General features: G+C 61.4%; 15 protein-coding genes and 1 pseudogene. 7 read left to right on the top strand and 9 right to left on the bottom strand.

What is annotated here, in order from left to right:
- Positions 1–94 precede the first annotated feature (94 nt).
- The 3 genes from HU727_RS22605 to HU727_RS22595 all read right to left on the bottom strand — a co-directional run bounded on the left by HU727_RS22605 (position 95) and on the right by HU727_RS22595 (position 2,989).
- Positions 95–994, bottom strand: coding sequence for a bestrophin family protein (locus tag HU727_RS22605; RefSeq protein ID WP_186533930.1), 900 nt, complete (start codon positions 992–994; stop codon positions 95–97).
- Between the two features lie 25 nt (positions 995–1,019).
- Positions 1,020–2,018: a GTP 3',8-cyclase MoaA gene (moaA, locus tag HU727_RS22600; RefSeq protein WP_186533931.1), complete on the bottom strand. Its 999-nt coding sequence runs from the start codon at positions 2,016–2,018 to the stop codon at positions 1,020–1,022.
- A 119-nt stretch (positions 2,019–2,137) separates the two neighbouring features.
- Positions 2,138–2,989 carry a CAP domain-containing protein gene (locus HU727_RS22595; RefSeq protein ID WP_186533932.1) on the bottom strand — a complete coding sequence of 284 codons (852 nt, stop codon included), beginning with the start codon at positions 2,987–2,989 and terminating at the stop codon, positions 2,138–2,140.
- Between the two features lie 177 nt (positions 2,990–3,166).
- On the opposite strand from HU727_RS22595, the gene HU727_RS22590 reads away from it, so the two are divergent.
- The gene (locus HU727_RS22590; RefSeq protein ID WP_186533933.1) at positions 3,167–3,787 is read left to right on the top strand and encodes a cell wall hydrolase; all 621 of its coding nucleotides are present in this window, start codon (positions 3,167–3,169) and stop codon (positions 3,785–3,787) included.
- On the opposite strand, the gene HU727_RS22585 is transcribed toward HU727_RS22590, so the two are convergent.
- Positions 3,784–4,497 (bottom strand): murein L,D-transpeptidase catalytic domain family protein, encoded by a 714-nt coding sequence (locus HU727_RS22585; protein WP_186533934.1) that lies wholly within the window; start codon positions 4,495–4,497, stop codon positions 3,784–3,786. The genes HU727_RS22590 and HU727_RS22585 overlap by 4 nt on opposite strands.
- Before the next feature lie 150 nt (positions 4,498–4,647).
- Between HU727_RS22585 and HU727_RS22580 the strand changes: the two genes are divergently transcribed.
- A complete protein-coding gene (locus HU727_RS22580; RefSeq protein ID WP_186533935.1) occupies positions 4,648–6,264 on the top strand; it encodes a L,D-transpeptidase family protein in 1,617 nt (538 codons plus the stop codon).
- Positions 6,265–6,345: 81 nt separating this feature from the next.
- On the opposite strand, the gene HU727_RS22575 is transcribed toward HU727_RS22580, so the two are convergent.
- The 4 genes and pseudogenes from HU727_RS22575 to HU727_RS22560 form a co-directional block, all read right to left on the bottom strand.
- Positions 6,346–7,188, bottom strand: a complete 843-nt coding sequence (locus HU727_RS22575) for an NAD-dependent protein deacetylase (RefSeq protein ID WP_186533936.1) — start codon at positions 7,186–7,188, stop codon at positions 6,346–6,348.
- Positions 7,189–7,242: 54 nt separating this feature from the next.
- Positions 7,243–7,944 (bottom strand): annotated as a pseudogene (locus HU727_RS22570) (class I SAM-dependent methyltransferase); the annotation flags it as partial.
- Between the two features lie 183 nt (positions 7,945–8,127).
- Positions 8,128–9,438 (bottom strand): ATP-binding protein, encoded by a 1,311-nt coding sequence (locus HU727_RS22565; protein WP_186533938.1) that lies wholly within the window; start codon positions 9,436–9,438, stop codon positions 8,128–8,130.
- Positions 9,435–10,175 (bottom strand): response regulator, encoded by a 741-nt coding sequence (locus HU727_RS22560; RefSeq protein ID WP_186533939.1) that lies wholly within the window; start codon positions 10,173–10,175, stop codon positions 9,435–9,437. The genes HU727_RS22565 and HU727_RS22560 overlap by 4 nt, the downstream gene beginning before the upstream one ends.
- A 297-nt stretch (positions 10,176–10,472) precedes the next feature.
- On the opposite strand from HU727_RS22560, the gene HU727_RS22555 reads away from it, so the two are divergent.
- From HU727_RS22555 to HU727_RS22540, 4 genes are all read left to right on the top strand, one after another.
- Positions 10,473–10,736, top strand: a complete 264-nt coding sequence (locus HU727_RS22555) for a DUF2790 domain-containing protein (RefSeq protein ID WP_186533940.1) — start codon at positions 10,473–10,475, stop codon at positions 10,734–10,736.
- A 30-nt stretch (positions 10,737–10,766) separates the two neighbouring features.
- Complete coding sequence (locus tag HU727_RS22550) at positions 10,767–11,147, top strand: hypothetical protein (RefSeq protein WP_186533941.1); 381 nt, start codon at positions 10,767–10,769, stop codon at positions 11,145–11,147.
- 86 nt (positions 11,148–11,233) lie between these two features.
- The gene (locus tag HU727_RS22545; RefSeq protein ID WP_186533942.1) at positions 11,234–12,445 is read left to right on the top strand and encodes a cytochrome c biogenesis protein DipZ; all 1,212 of its coding nucleotides are present in this window, start codon (positions 11,234–11,236) and stop codon (positions 12,443–12,445) included.
- 276 nt (positions 12,446–12,721) lie between these two features.
- On the top strand, positions 12,722–13,534 hold the full coding sequence (locus tag HU727_RS22540) for a class I SAM-dependent methyltransferase (protein ID WP_186533943.1): 813 nt from the start codon (positions 12,722–12,724) through the stop codon (positions 13,532–13,534).
- 144 nt (positions 13,535–13,678) lie between these two features.
- Here the strand turns inward: HU727_RS22540 and pcsA are convergent, their stop codons facing one another.
- Positions 13,679–14,401, bottom strand: coding sequence for a phosphatidylcholine synthase (pcsA, locus tag HU727_RS22535; RefSeq protein WP_186533946.1), 723 nt, complete (start codon positions 14,399–14,401; stop codon positions 13,679–13,681).
- A gap of 257 nt (positions 14,402–14,658) precedes the next feature.
- On the opposite strand from pcsA, the gene HU727_RS22530 reads away from it, so the two are divergent.
- Complete coding sequence (locus tag HU727_RS22530; protein ID WP_186533947.1) at positions 14,659–15,405, top strand: tellurite resistance TerB family protein; 747 nt, start codon at positions 14,659–14,661, stop codon at positions 15,403–15,405.
- The last annotated feature ends 57 nt before the right edge of the window (positions 15,406–15,462 follow it).

The raw sequence follows: 15,462 nt of genomic DNA, 5'->3' as shown, positions 1-15,462 counted from the left end.
GCATTTCAACTGTGGGAGCGAGCCTGCTCGCGAATGGTCGCACCTAGGTCCAGAGTGAAACGCCGGGCCCTTTCGTTGCTTGCCGCTGTGCCATTCAGCGCAGCACGTAATCGTCCGGCTTCGGCGCAGGCGGCAACGGCGAAACGCCGAGTTCGTAAAGCACATCGCGCTCAAGCGTGCGCACCAGTGCATCGGTCGGCAGATCGTTTTCATCGCGCCCGAACGGGTCTTCGAGTTCATCGGCAATCGCGTCGAAGCCGAAGAAGGTGTAGCTGACAATCGCCGTGAACAGCGGCGTCAACCAACCCAGCGATTGCGCCATGGCGAAGGGCAGCAGCAGGCAGAACAGGTAGATGGTGCGGTGCAGCAGCAGGGTGTAAGGGAAAGGCAGTGGCGTGTTCTTGATCCGATCGCACACGGCTTGGGCCTGAGTCAGGCTGGTGAGGTGATTGGCCAGCAGTTGATAGCGCCAGGGCGACAGCGCGCCGGCCGATTCCAGCATTGAACACTGCCGCCCAACCTGGTGAATGATTTGTCCGCAGTAATCCGGTGCAGAGCCATCGATAGGTGGACTGACCCAGTCGGCACTGGCCCGCTCCTCACTTTCTCCGCGCAGCCGTGCGTTCAGCGCGTGAGCGAAACCGCACAGATTGCGCAACAACTGCGCTCGCAGGCTGGCGTCATCGACGCCCTGGGTTTCGCGCATCACCGAGCGCACCCGCAACAGCACTTCGCCCCAGGCTTTGCGCCCCTCGTACCAACGGTCGTAACAGGCGTTGTTGCGAAAGCTCAGAAAGATCGACAGCGACAGACCGAGCAGGGTGAACGGTGTCGCATTGATCTGCGCGAAATAACTCGGCACAAGGAGCTCGATCAGCACAATCGCCGCCGCCAGCAGTGTCAGCATCAAGGTGCGCACGGCGATGCGTTTGGCGATCGAGCCTCTGAGGGTGAACAACACGGCGAACTGATTGGGTCTCGGTCTGACGATCATCTCGCGGTCCCTGTTGCGCGGCGAATCAGCCGCCGGTCATGTTCATGAAACGCACCACTTGCACGTCGTCGTTGACTTCGAAATTGTGTCGATACGGCTTGAGTTTCATCGCCTCGATAATGGCGTTTTCCAGGCGTTCGGGATGGCCTGGGTGGGCGCGCAACACCGCTTTGAGGTCCATCGAATGCTCGTTGCCCAAACACAGCAGCAGGCGTCCCTCGACGGTGAGGCGCACGCGGTTGCAGGTGCCGCAGAAGTTATGGCTGTGCGGCGAAATAAAGCCCAGGCGAATGTTCGGCGCCTCGGCCACGCGCCAGTAACGCGACGGCCCCTGGGTCGATTCGGCCGACTCGATCAGGGTGAAGCGTTCGGCGATGCGTTCGCGCACCTGCGCGCTGGAATAGAACGACTCGGCGCGACTGTGCTCGGAGATCGCCCCCAGCGGCATCTCTTCGATGAAGGAAATGTCCAGGTCGCGCTCGATGCCGAAACTCACCAGGTCGTTGATTTCGTGATCGTTGCGCCCCTGCATCACCACGCAGTTGAGCTTGGTGCGGGTGAAACCGGCGGCGCGGGCGGCATCGATGCCGTCGATGACCTGCGCCAGGTCGCCGGTGCGGGTCAGCTCCTTGAAGCGTTGCGGGTCGAGGCTGTCGAGGCTAATGTTGAGGCGCTTGACCCCGGCCTCGAACAACGGCTTGGCCAGCCTGCCCAATTGCGACCCATTGGTGGTCAGGCACAACTCGCGCAGGCCGGGCAGGGCGGCGATTTGTTCACAGAGTTGCACAACGCCGGGACGGATCAGCGGCTCACCACCGGTCAGGCGGATCTTGCGCGTGCCGAGGGCGACGAAGCTTTGCGCCACCTGGAACAGCTCTTCGAGGGTGAGAATCTGCTGGCGCGGGAGGAACTGCATGTCTTCGGCCATGCAATAGACGCAGCGAAAATCGCAGCGGTCGGTGACCGACAGGCGCAGATAATCCACGCGGCGGTTGTGACCATCGATCAATTCACGCTCTGTCATGGATCCGCCTCGTGGATAGGGAGCGCCGTTAGCGGGCGCAGATGGCGCAGGGTAGGGTGCCCTCGCCACGCCGTCCAATCACTCTGGCTGACCGAGTGATTGATAGCGTCGATGATGCCTTACGGCGCGCCGAACATCGCCGTCCAGTAAATCCCGGCATTGCTTTTCGGATCCGTCGCGTACGCGGCGCCCAGTTCCTGATATTGCGGGTTCATCAGGTTGGCGCAATGGCCGGGACTGGCGAGCCAGCCGTCGACGACTTTGCCAACGGTGTCTTGCCCGGCAGCAATGTTTTCACCGACCAGTTGCCCGCTGTAACCGGCCAGTTCGGCGCGGTCACCGGGCGTTCGTCCGTCGCGGTCCTTGTGGTCGAGGTAATTATTGTTGGCCATGTCACGGCTGTGATCCTGAGCAACCGTGCCCAGCGTCGCGTTCCAGGCCAGCGGCGCGGCGGCAGCGAAGGACTGGCCGCCGCACTGTCGCGCCTGGCCGCGCGCGGTATTGAGTTGCGCCAGCAGCTTTTGCCCTTCGGCCTGCGCATCGCCCAGTTTCGCTGACAACAGCGGCCGCGCCAGGACGATGCGCCAATCGCGGTCGACGCGGCTGACGCCGACATCGACAAACTGCGGATCGAGCACCACCTGACAGAAGCTTTCCTTGATTGCCTGCAGCGCTGCGGCCGCATCGCGCGGGCCGTTGAGGGTGATCGCCTGAACGTTGACCATCGGGTAGCGGGCACTGGCCATGGCTTGCTGCAGATCGACCGCGCCGCTGGCCGGCAATCGCAGCCTCGGATCAGTCGACAGCGGCGGCAACTCGTTCGACGCCTGAGTGCCGCAGCGCTGCGGCTGGCTGCGATAGCTGTTGATCGACTCGATCAGTTGCAACTCATCGGCGGCCACCGCCGAGGTGGCAAACACCACGCCCAGCGACAACACGGCACTACGCAAAACGGACGGCATGAAGCGCATGGAAATCTCCCTTGAGCTGAATGCGCCCATGATGCGCGAAAGGCCCCCGGTGGGGCGAATTTTTTCTGCGCTGGTGCGCCCGCGCATTTGCTCGCTACACTCTGCGAAGGCCCCGAAAACCGGGCGTCTCACCGACGTAACACCTTGCCCGCTACGGGCGCTGACGGAAGAACCGACATGGGATTGAAAGGCTTGGCGGGCGGTTTGTTGTGTTTCTTTTTAACTGGCGCAGCATGGGCTGGAGCGCAGGCACCGATCGAAACCCGGGCCGAACAGAAAGCCGAGGTTCTGGAGGAGAAAGCGGTGGACAAAGCCAGTGCTGCGCCGGCGCCGAAATCCGAAGCCATCACCCCGACCGAGGCACAAGCGGTAGACCCGGCCGGTGCCGCGCCGCTGGACGATCCGCTGACCTGTCTGGCGCGCAGCATTTACTGGGAAGCCAAGGGCAAGGACACCCCGGAAATGGAAGCCGTGGCCAGCGTGGTGATGAATCGACTTGGCCACAAAGGCTTTCCGGACACGGTGTGCGCCGTGGTCAAGCAAGGTTCGGAAACGGGCAATTGCCAGTTTTCCTGGTGGTGCGATGGCAAGCCTGATCAGGTCAAGGAAGACGCCGAGTACGCCCTGGCCAAGGAAATCGCCGGCAAGGCGTTGAATCGCCAGCTAAAGGATCGCACCCGCGGTGCCTTGTATTTCCACGACCGCAACGTGCATCCGAGTTGGGCCAGGTCGTATCGCAATACCGCGCAGACCGGCAGGTTTCTGTTCTACAAACCTACCGGGGGCGATGCGCGTTAGCTTGCGTGGGTGTTGAGAATGCTCGCCACCTGCTGTGGCTGGCAGTTCAGGTACGGCGACTTTTGCAGCCAGCGCTGATCCGGGTACCAGGAAAACATGAACTGGCCGTTCTTCAGGCGATCAATCACCTGCTTTGCAATCTGCGGCCGCACGGCGGGGCAACCCTGGCTGCGGCCGATGCGGCCCTGACGCTTGCTCCACAACGGGTTCACATAACTGGCGGCGTGGATAACGATGGCGCGATCCCGAGCCAAGTCATTGAACCCGGGTTCGAGGCCATCCATGCGCAGCGAATAACCGTGGGCACCCTCGTAGCTTTCCTGGGTGCGGAACAGGCCGAGGCTGGACTGATAGCTGCCTTCGCGATTGGAAAATTGCGTGGCGAAGTTTTCCCCGGAGTTTGAGCCGTGGGCGACCAGATCGCGCAGCACCAGCTTCTTTTTGCTCAGGTCGAAAATCCACAACCGCCGCTCGGTGGACGGCTGCGAGTAATCAATGATCGCCAGATGACGCGAGGGTCTTGCGCCGTTGTTGACCGCGCATTGCATCGCGCTCAGTGCACCTTTGAGCGCTTGGGGATTGAGTTCCGGGGCGGCGTGGGCGAGGCTGTTGTAGAGAACCGGCGATGGCTTGCCGGCGGCAAATACTGGGCTGGTCACTGCGACAAGGGTCGCGGTGCCCAACAGAAGTCGGCGCAAAAACGTCAACATTTTATAAAGTGTCCTCACTTGCTACATAAACGGCACTTTGGCTCCTGACTCCCAGTCAATACCGCAGGCCCGGTTTTCGAGCCTGACTGTTCAGCGCACCTGATGTAAGGTTGACCGTCATCTGGACGGCCATGGATTGGAGTAAAGCAGTTGTTCAAAAAGTACGCATGCTACTTGAGCATTTGTTTGCTCGCTGCGCCGTTTGTCGCTTGCGCCGATGAACCGCTGCCACCCCTTGAAACGTTACCGACGCCGCCAGCGGAGATTCCGGTGGAGCCGCGCAGCCCGTTGCAAGCGGTATTGATCAGCCTGCCGCAGTCGTGTCCGGCGATTGCGGCGCGACTCAGTGGTCCTGCGTTGACGCAATTGCAGGCGTTCTACGAACAGCAGGACTGGATGCCGGTGTGGGCGGGTGAATCCGCACGATTGCCGGCATTGCGCGAGCAATTGCAGCTTCTGGCAGACGATGGGCTGAATCCGAATCGCTATGCCGTCGCAGCGACACCGCCGCAGGACGGCGAGTTGTGCGCCGACATCGATATCAGTCGCAACTACCTCCAGGCGTTGCAGGATTTGCATTACGGTCGCCTGCTGCAATCGCATTTCGAACCGCTGTGGCGTGTCGATGGCCCGCCGACTGATCGTCAGGCGCAGTTGCTCGGTATCGCGGTGCCAGGCATGCATGACATCCCGGCGGCGTTCGATCTGGCCCGTCCGCATCTGCCGCAATATCAAAACTTACGTCAACTGTACGCTGCGCAACGTTTGCAGGCCTTGCCGCAGTGGCAACCGGTCGGCAGCGGACCATTGCTGCGCCCGGCGATGGAAGACAAGCGCGTGCCGGAACTGGCGCAGCGTCTGCACAGCGAGGGTTATCTGGCTGACGCGGTGGTTTCGCCGGGCAATGCCTATGACGGGGTGCTGGTGGAGGCGGTGAAGCAATTTCAGGCCAGTCACTCATTGCAGGCTGACGGCGTGGTCGGGCCGGGCACGATTGCCGAACTGAACATCAGCCCGCTGACCCGTCGCGATCAGTTGCGCGTCAACCTCGAACGTTTCCGTTGGCTGGCCCAAGACATGGAGCCCAATGGCCTGGTGGTCAACGTTGCTGCCGCCGAACTGACGCTGTATCAGGGCGGCCAGGCGGTCTGGCAGACCCGTACCCAAGTCGGTCGCGCCGAGCGTCAGACACCGCTGCTCAAATCCCGGGTCACCCGGCTGACCCTCAACCCGACCTGGACGGTGCCGCCGACCATCTGGAAGGAAGACAAACTTCCGGAAATCCGCAAGGACCAGACCTTCCTCAGTCGCCAGAACCTGCAAGTGCTCGACGCCAACGGTCAGCCTTTGGCCGCGGCGGATATCGATTGGGACAACCCCGGCAATATCCTTTTGCGTCAGGACGCCGGCCCGCGCAATCCACTGGGACAAATGGTGATCCGCTTCCCCAACCCGTTCTCGGTGTACCTCCACGACACGCCGAGCAAGGCATTGTTTGAAAAAGGCCCGCGGGCGTTCAGCTCCGGTTGCGTGCGCGTCGAGCATCCGATGCAGCTGCGTGATCTGCTGCTGTCCCCGGCGGAAAAGGCCCGCACCGAGACATTGCTCGCGTCCGGCACCACCCATGAGTTTCGTCTGTCGGCGCCGGTGCCGATCCTGATGACCTACTGGACGGCGCAGGTCGACAGCGCGGGGCATGTACGTTATGCGCCGGACATTTACAGCCACGACAGTGCGCTGCTGGTGGGGCTGGATCGGGGGCATTAAGCCAGAACAATCCGGCCAGTTCCCTCTCCCTCGGGGGAGGGTTAAGAGCAGAATCTTCAGGCGAGCCCGATACCCAAAAAATCACCGCCCGAGCTTTTCCACCAACCACGGCAAAAGCTCTTCACACGAGCCTTCAATCTTCAGATCGAGCAGGTCATCGGCCCGGGTCTTGCCCAGATTGATCGCCATCAGCGGCTTGCCACGGTCGGCAATCGTGCGACACAAGCGAAACGCCGAATACGCCATCAGCGATGACCCGACTACGAGCATCCCCGCCGCACTCTCGGCAGCGGCCATGGCCCGGGCCGCCGTAGCCTGCGCCACGTTCTCGCCAAAAAACACAACATCCGGTTTCATCCGTTCACCTGAGCAGTGCGGACACTGCGGCACTTGAAATCGCGCCTCGAAAGCCGGATCGAGCAAAGTATCGCCGTCCGGTGCCTGCACGGCATCAACACCGTTCAGGTAAGGATTTTGCGTTTCCATCTGGCGCTGGATCTCATCGCGCTGACTGCGCTGCCCGCAATCCAGGCACAGCACCCGGTGGAGGCTGCCGTGTAACTCGATCACATCGTGACTGCCAGCCTGATCGTGCAAGGCGTCGACATTCTGTGTGATTAAGTCGCTGATCCGGCCGCGCTGCTGCAAGGTAGCGAGTGCTTGATGGGCAGCATTCGGTCGGGCCTGGCGCACGCGCGGCCAACCGAGCATGGCGCGTGCCCAGTAGCGCCGGCGTGATTGCGGGGCAGAAAGGAACTCCTGATACATCATCGGCTGCCGTCCGCGACGTACACCATCGCTGTCGCGATAATCCGGAATCCCCGACGGAGTACTGATCCCGGCCCCGGTCAACACCACAAATTTGTCGTCGGCCATGGCCTGCAGCAGTGTGTCGAGATGTTCGCGGATCGGGCTATCGAGCATGGTCAGCACTCCAGCATGGGCAGTGCTCGCAGGTTAGCACGCGATCCGCGCTTGTTACTTGCGCGCCTCCAGGATCAGGTTGAACGGCGTTTGCGTGGCGCGGCGGAACTGCTTGAACCCGGCGTCGACGAAGACCTTGCGCAGGCGCACCTCTACCGTCTGCGCACCGAGACGCGGACCGTCTTGAGGCAGCGAGTCGGGTGTGCAATTGAAAGTCGATGCGGCGTAAAACGAGCGTCCAACCGCGTTGAGATTGCCGGCGGGCCTGTCGTCGGCGAACGATTCGACCAGCAACACCGTGCCATCGTCCTTCAGCGACTCATAAGCGTGACGGGCTGCGCCGACCGGGTCCTTCATTTCATGCAGACAATGAAAGAAACAGATCAGATCGTAATCGCCGCCGGGGTAGTTTTGCGCCGAGCCATCGAACAATCCGGCCAGGCTACCGACATTGCCTTCTTCGGCACCTTGAGTAGCGTTGTCGATCAACGGGGCTTGGGCATCAAAACCTGCAAACGACGATTTGGGGAACGCCTGGGCCATGATTGCCGCCGATGCGCCATGACCGCAGCCAATGCCGGCAACCCTGGCACCTTGTTCAAGCTTGGCGATAACGCCGTCCAGCGCTGGCAGCCATTCGGCGATCAAGGGACCTTTATAGCCGGCGCGGAAGAACCGTTCGGTTCCGCTGATCATGCACGGATGGTGACCATCCCGGGGCAGGGCACCATTGTCGCGCAGGGTTCTGACCAGTTTGCCCATCAACTCATTTTGGCGGGCCTCATCCATCACGTGTGCTCCTGAAACAGGATCACCGTCCGGCGGCGTTGAATGTCGAGGCAGGCGCCACCGGGCGGTGGTCACGGATAGGGGCAGGGCACAGCTGAAGTCCTGCGGCCCCCTCGACTGGGTAATGATTGAGTCTAGTCCGTATTTGTTTCAACGACGGATCGGTAACTTGAGCTCAGCGCACAGCCCCCCACCCTCACGATTGCTCAACATCAGCGAGCCACCCAGCGCCAGCGCCAGTTGCTGCGCGATTGCCAGCCCCAGGCCCGTGCCACCGGTATCGCGGTTGCGTGAGTTTTCGACGCGGTAGAACGGTTCCATCACCTGCGCCAGTTCGACTTCGGCGATGCCGGGTCCGCGATCCAGCACTTTGACCGACAGGCTGTGGTCATTCGCTTCGACCTGCAACTGCGCCGCGCCGGCAAATTTCAGCGCGTTGTCGGTCAGGTTCACCAGAACGCGGCGCAGTGCTTGCGGACGTGTGTCGATGACGGCTTTGCTCTTGCCGCCGAGCTGCACGTCCTTGCCCATGTCCTGATAGTCGAACACCAGGCTGTCGAGGAATGAGTCCAGATCGGTGCGGCGGCTTTCTTCGGTGGCGCCGTGAATGCTGCGGGCGTAGGCCACGCCTTCGCGCACCAGGTGCTCGATCTCGCCGAGGTCGTTGCTTAACTTGTCTTTTTCGACCGAGTCATCCATGAACTCCGCGCGCAGTTTCATCCGCGTAATCGGGGTTTGCAGGTCATGGGAAATCGCCGCCAGCAACTGCATGCGTTCTTTGAGATAGGCGGCGATGCGCGTCTGCATGGCGTTGAAGGCCCGCGCCGCGTGGACCACTTCGGTCGGCCCTTGCTCGTCGAGTTTGATCGGGTGCGCGTTGGGGTCAAGGGTTTCCACCGCGTTGGCGAGACGGGTGAGAGGGCGGATGGCGATGCGCACGGCGAGCCACGTGCACAGGATCAGCAGCGCCAGCTGGCCGAGTAACACCACCGGCAACCACGGCGACAGCGGCACCATCGCCGGACGAATATCAATGGTCACCGGGCTGCCGTCGCTCAAGCGCAAATGGCCTTGAAAGTGCCTTCTTGGCCCGTCTGGAATTTCCGTGAAAACCACCGGATAAGTGTTGCCGATGGCGGCGGTGATCGATGCAATGGCAACGGATTCGTCCCTGGAGGTAACCGGCATGCCCGGTTTGCCCTCATTGAGCAGGTAGCCGTAATTGCGCCGCGCCAGGCGCGGCAGCCAAGCCGCGCGCTCGGCAGCGGGCAGGCGGTCGAGGATCGCCATCGAGGTCGCAACGTCGGTTTCGAGGTTGCCGAGCATGGTGCTTTTGGCGCTCTGGTAACGCTCGTAATACTGCGCGCCGAACGACAGCCCCTGCGCCAGAATCAGCCCGATCAGGAATATCAGCGACAGGCGCGAGGCGAGGGTGCGCGGCCATTGCAGTTTGAATGTCATGCCGAAGCCCCAAGCAGTTCGACCGGCAGCGAAAACACATAACCTTCACTGCGCACGGTCTTGATGTAGGCCGGCTCGCGGGCATCGTCGAGCAGGCGCTGGCGCAGGCGGCTGACCAGCAGATCAATGGAACGATCAAACAGATCGGCCTCGCGGCCCTGGGTCAGATTGAGCAATTGTTCGCGGCTGAGCACCCGTTGCGGGTGATCGAGGAACACACGCAGCAAGCGGTATTCGGCGCCGCTGAGGGCAACCATGGTGCCGTCGTTGTCGAGCAGATGCCGGGCCGAGGTGTCCAGTTGCCAACGACCGAAGGCCAGCAAGCGACCCGCTTCGGTGACCACCAGGTTGGGCGGCAGCATTCGCGTGCGTCGCAACACGGCGTTGATCCGCGCCAGCAGTTCGCGGGCAGCGAACGGTTTGGTCAGGTAATCGTCGGCGCCCATTTCGAGGCCGATGATGCGGTCGGTTTCATCGTTACGCGCGGTCAGCATCAGCACCGGCGTGGACTTGTGTTTGCCCACGCGCAGTTCGCGGCACAACTGCAGGCCATCGTCGCCGGGCATCATGATGTCGAGCACGATAAGGTCGACGGTGTTGGCGTCCAGGAAACTGCGCATCTGCCGCCCATCGGCGACCACCGTGGTGCGCAGACCGTTCTTTTTCAGGTAGTTGCCCACCAGTTCACGGATCTCGCGGTCGTCATCGACGATGAGAATGTGATCGACATGTTCCATCGGTTCAAGCCTCTGTCAAAAGGGGAATGCCGTGCAGTCTATAGCGCCATCAACCAAGCGCCTGCCTGCCTTTGTATTGCAGTGTATCTGCCGCAACGGCGGATACACGTCGACGCAAAAACGCGATTTTTCCAGGGTTTTGTATCGCTGTGTATCTACCGGCAGCGTGGATACACAGCGATTGATTCTCGTCCTTTCCTGACACAGACGCGATACCTCGGTGGCCTCAAATAAGCTCCATCGAGGCACACACAGACCGCCTCGGCTCAAACCCACTGAAGCCTTGAGGACACCACCATGAACAATAAATCCGTATTCGCCGCTTGCCTGTTCGCCGCCCTGAACATCTGCACCCTGTCGGCCCACGCCGAAGCCGATGTCAGCCGGCAAACCTACACCTACGGCACCCATCTGGATATCAAGAAAGTGCTGTCGATGACCGAGGACACTTCGGTGACCTGCGGCATCACCGAGGCGCGCATGACCTACCTCGATTCCGCCGGCAAAACCCACGAGCTGGATTACAGCAAATTCGCTGACGGCTGCAACAACCAGAACTGAGTCATCCAACTTTTCGAAAGGAGTTTTGCCATGAACAACATCTCGCGCTTTCTGACTGCAGCTGCCTTCGCCTTCACCGGTGCCGCCGCCCACGCCAACAGTGCTTTAGAGCAAAGCAGTTGCGCCAGCAGCACCTGCTTCCAGCTGACCACCGTGGCGAAGAAGGGCAGCGACGCACTGATCGCCGCCGACGGCTCCAGCCGTACACCGCAGGGCCAGATGGTCGCCGCCGACGGTTCGAGCCGCACGCCACAGGGCCAGATGGTTGCTGCCGACGGCTCCAGCCGTACACCGCAGGGCCAGATGGTCGCTGCCGACGGCTCCAGCCGTACACCGCAGGGCCAGCTCGTCGCCGAAAACGGTGCCAGTCGCACTCCACAGGCGCAATGGCTGAACGGCCAGAACGCATGAGACAGGCAATAAACGCAACGCGGTAGCGAGGGGCGTGTCCCCTCGCTGCACGGTTGAGTGCCCAGCCCCTTTCAAGGTGACCCCCTATGTACCTCATCGCATTTCTAGGCGGTCTGTTGACCGTTCTCAGTCCCTGCATCCTGCCGGTGGTGCCGTTTCTGTTCGCTGGCGCCAACCGTACACGTTCCTCGATTTTGCTGACGCTCGGCGGCATGGCGCTGACCTTTGCGCTGATCTCAAGCCTGGCGGTGGTCAGCAGCGAGTGGGTGATTCAGGCCAGCAACACCGGCCGTCACGTGGCATTGATCGTGATGGCGCTGTTCGCCTTGTCGCTGATCTCGGCACGCGTCGGCGCGTGGCTGACCCGGCCCTTGGTGGCGCTGGGCAACCGCCTCGACCAGAACACCCGCAAGCGCGCCGGGCCGATGGGTTCGATCACGCTCGGCGTCGCGACCGGTCTTCTCTGGGCACCCTGCGCGGGGCCGATCCTCGGCGTGATTCTCACCGGCGCGATGCTGCAAGGCGCCAACGCCCAGACCAGCCTGTTGCTGCTTGCTTACGGCGCTGGCAGTGCGTTGTCGCTCGGTACGCTGATTTTTGCCGGTCGAGGGCTGGTCAACCGGCTGAAACCGTCTATCCCATTCAGCGGTTGGTTACGCCGCGGCGCCGGGGTTGCGGTGCTCGCCACGGTGGCGGTGATTTCGACGGGGGCAGACAAAACCCTGCTGGCCAACACCTCTTCGGAAGGTGTTGCCAGTGTCGAGAAAAACGTGCTGGAGAATGTGCCGAAAGTGGTCGACTACTTTGTCAGCAAAGTCCGTGCTGATTCGATGATGGACGAAGCCAAAGGCGCGATGCCGTCGCTCTCGGGGGCCGTTCAATGGCTCAATTCGCCGGAACTGAGCGCAGACTCCCTGCGCGGCAAAGTGGTGCTGGTGGACTTCTGGACCTACGACTGCATCAACTGCCAGAACACCCTGCCGTACGTCAAAGACTGGGCAAAGCAATATGAGAAGGATGGCCTGGTGGTGATCGGCGTCCACACGCCCGAGTACGGCTATGAGCGCATCATCAATAACGTCAAGGATCAGGTGAAAAAGCTTGGCATCACCTACCCGGTGGCCATCGACAACAACTACGCGATCTGGCGCAACTTCGACAACCAGTACTGGCCGGCGCATTACCTGATCGACGCCAAGGGCCAGGTGCGTTACACCCACTTTGGCGAAGGTCGCTACGAGGCGCAGGAGCAAATAATCAAACAACTGCTGGAAGAGGCCAAGGCCCCGGCGGCCTGATCAAAAAAACGTAATGGCTCAGAGGTCGCGGACCATGAGCCATTGTTCTTTCTGTTGGGTTCGCTCCAGAGCGGTGTGCAAAAAATCAGTTCGCGCCGCTGGCAATGCACAACGTGTCTCACGCGCTTGACAGATTCCCACCACTCATCGGCAAAGTGCCCGGTTTACGGGGCTGCCGGACGGCCGGCAAGGACGCCGGGCAGCCGCGGCGCGATAGTGATGAAGCACGGTCTGCTTCGCCGCCGCTGCATTCTCTCTGCCACGGAGCCCGATGTCATGAGTACGCCGATTGATCTCACTGCCCTGAAGGAACGTCAGAAAGTCGCTTGGGCCAGTGGCGACTACGCCGTGATCGGCACCACGTTACAAATTGTCGGTGAAAACCTCGCCGAAGCCTGCGATCTGCGCTGCGACGAACAGGTTCTGGATGTCGCTGCCGGTAATGGCAACGCGACGCTGGCGGCGGCGAGGCGCGGGTGTGTGGTGACCTCGACCGATTACGTGGCAGCCTTGCTGGAACGAGGTCAGGATCGCGCCCGGGCCGAGAATCTGGACGTGATCTTTGAAGTAGCGGATGCCGAAGCGTTGCCTTTTCCCGATGAAAGCTACGACGCCGTGCTGTCGACCTTTGGCGTGATGTTTGCGCCCGATCAGGTCAAGGCGGCGGCTGAGCTGGGGCGGGTATGTCGGCGAGGCGGGCGAATCGGCCTGGCCAACTGGACTCCGGAAGGCTTCGTGGGCCAGATGTTCAAAACCCTTGGCCAGCACCTGCCACCGCCACCGGTTGCTCAACCGCCGTCGAACTGGGGATCGGATGCCTGGCTGCACAAGCATTTCGATGATCGCGAATTCGTCGTGCGCGTAACGCGCAGTCACTTCAATTTCCGCTACCGTTCGGCGGCGCATTTCATCGACATCTTTCGCCATTGGTACGGACCGGTGCACAAGGCATTCGCAGTTTTGTCCCCGGAAGGTGGGCAGGTGCTGGAGGGTGATCTGACGCAATTGCTCAATCGCTCGAACCGGGCGGGGGAGGAATCGCTGGTGGTGCCGAGTGAGTATCTGGAAGTGGTGATTACCAAGCGCTAGTCCACGCCCACTTTCCGACAGGATGAAGAGCCCTGTGGGAGCGAGCCTGCTCGCGAAAGCGGTGCGCCAGGCAAGCTCTATGTTGATGGTTCGTTGGCATTCGCGAGCAGGCTCGCTCCCACAGGAGGAAAGCGTGCCCAGCGCTTATTTGATCGGAGGCCGATCAAACCACTCCAGCGCTGTGCGCCAGATGCAGATCCCCAGGAAATAGGCCGACATCAGCAGCCACAAGCCCATCACCATCGGGTTGATCACCGGGTGGTTGAGCACCAGCGACAAGCTGCACAACAGCCAGATTGCCGTCACGGCAATGTTGATCGGCATGAACCGGCGCACTCGGAATGGATGGAGAAACTTCATCCGCGTCACTGTCAGCAACGCCAGACCGATTACCGTCAGAAAGGTGATCCACGGCCCCGGGCCAATGATGTACAGACACAGCGCGACAACGTTCCAGGCTGCCGGGAAGCCGACGAAGTAGTTGTCCTTGCTCTTCATATTGACGTTGCAGAAGCAGAACAGCGACGACACCAGAATCACCGACACCGTCAGCAGCAGGGTGTATTCGGGCAGCGGAATGTAGCGATAGATAAACAGCGCCGGGATGAAGACATACGTCAGGTAATCGATCACCAGATCGAGTATCGAACCGTCGAAACTCGGCAGCACAGATTGCACATTGACCTTGCGCGCCAGCGCGCCGTCGAGGCCGTCGACGATGAGCGCCACGCCCAGCCACATCAGACAATGGATCGGCTGGTTTTCCAGCAGGGCAAGCGTGGCAAGGAAGGCAGTGACCACGCCGGTCGCGGTAAAACCATGGGCGCCCCATGCTTTGAGCCTGGCGATGTGTACGGTGGATATCACGGGGGCGTTCTCCAGAAAGTGAAGCAAGCCGGGTATCGCCCTCGGGTAAAGGGCGTCGGCAAACCGGTTCGGGTTGCAGCTATCGACCGGTTTGGCCGGGATAAGGTTCACCACCCTTGAATCTTAGCTCGCTGGCGGAAAATTTCTTGCGCGACGATTCATCGGTGATCTGGCGTCAGCCCAACGGTGCTGGCGCTATGGCCGCGTCGGTCTATTGTTGCCTGACGCAATCGGGCCAGGCCCTTGAGGACGACGTCATGAATACCAGCGATTTGCTTGAACAACTGCTGCGAGGCCAGGCCTCGGGGGGACAACAACGGGGGGCTTCGGCCGGTGATGGTGTGGGTGGGCTGGGCGGATTGCTCGGAGGCCTGCTGGGTGGCGGCAGTCAGGCCGGGGCGGGTGGTGCGACTGCGTCTGGCGGGCTCGGCGGGTTGGGTGGTTTGCTCGGCGGCTTGCTGGGCGGCGGTGGGCTTGGCAGCGCGCTGGGCGGCGGCAATCGAAGTCGCTCCGGTGGCACCCAATATGCGGCACTCGCTTCGCTGGGCATGATGGCCTATCAGGCGTATCAAGCCTGGCAACGCAGCCAGGCCAGCGCGGCACCGCAAGAAATGCCGCAAACGGCGGACCTGCTCGCCGGCCCGCAAATCGAAACCCACAGCCACGCGGTACTGCGCGCCTTGATCGCCGCCGCCAAGGCTGACGGGCGCATCGACGAGACGGAAAAACACCTGATCAGCAGCGAAATCGGCAAGCACACCGACGATCCGCAACTGCAGCAATGGCTCGACGCCGAAGTCGCCAAACCGCTGAACCCTGTCGAAGTGGCGCAATCTGCCAACAGCGATCCGGCCGTTGCCGCGGAAATGTATCTGGCCAGCGTGATGTTGGTCGACGACCAACAGGATGCCGAACGCCGCTATCTCGACGAACTGGCGGCGGCATTAAAGATCAATCCCGAGTTGCAGGTTCATCTGGAACAGCAAGCCAAAGGGCAAAACTGAAGCAACGTCAAAAGATCGCAGCCTTCGTCAGCTCCTACAGTAGCAATACGGAGCAAC

The sequence above is a fragment of the Pseudomonas khorasanensis genome (genome assembly GCF_014268505.2).
In the GTDB taxonomy this organism is placed as follows: Bacteria; Pseudomonadota; Gammaproteobacteria; order Pseudomonadales; family Pseudomonadaceae; genus Aquipseudomonas; species Aquipseudomonas khorasanensis.
This window is presented reverse-complemented; position numbering and strand designations above follow the sequence as displayed.